We start from the raw sequence: 652 nt of genomic DNA, 5'->3' as shown, positions 1-652 counted from the left end.
ACCCACGCCTCACCACCACCAACGAGCCCGGCACCGCGGAGAACACCGACACCGGGGACAGCCCCGACAACGGCAAAAGCGCCGGCCCGGACCTGGACCGGCGCACCCGGCCACAGAAACTCCTCAACGGCCTCACCGGAGCCTGCAGCCTCGCCATGCGCACAGGAAAACTGCCCTCCAACGGCGGCCTCCCACCCCAACTCACCGTCACCATCGACGAACGCGACCTCTTCAACCGACTCCAAAACCACCAACACCACAACCAGCACAGCACCGGCACCGGCACCGGGACTGGGACTGGGACAGGTACAGGGACGGGGACTGCGACGTTCACCGGGCCGATGCACCCGAACACCATCCGCAAAATCGCCTGCGACGCCGAGATCATCCCCGTCCTGCTCGGCAGCGACTCCCGCGTCCTGAACATCGGCCGTACCACCCGGATCTTCCCACCCCACATCCGCAAAGCCATCACCGCCCGCGACCAAGGCTGCGCGTTCCCCGACTGCACCATGCCCGCACCCTGGTGCGAAGCACACCACATCACTTACTGGTCCCACGGCGGCACCACCTCAACAGAGAACGGCACCCTGCTCTGCAGCCACCACCACCACCTCATCCACAAGGAACAGTGGCGGATCGACATGGAAAC

The 652-nt window shown here is 65.8% G+C and carries 1 protein-coding gene; it reads left to right on the top strand.

Annotated features, from left to right (window positions below):
• Positions 1-652, top strand: a 652-nt coding sequence (locus AB4Y77_RS22960; RefSeq protein WP_442015461.1) for an HNH endonuclease signature motif containing protein, incomplete at both ends; no start/stop codon positions are given.

The organism is Paenarthrobacter sp. YAF11_1, from assembly GCF_052113445.1.
GTDB lineage: Bacteria > Actinomycetota > Actinomycetes > Actinomycetales > Micrococcaceae > Arthrobacter.
The sequence above is the reverse complement of the archived record's forward strand: the minus strand, read 5'-3'. Positions and strand labels throughout refer to the sequence as shown.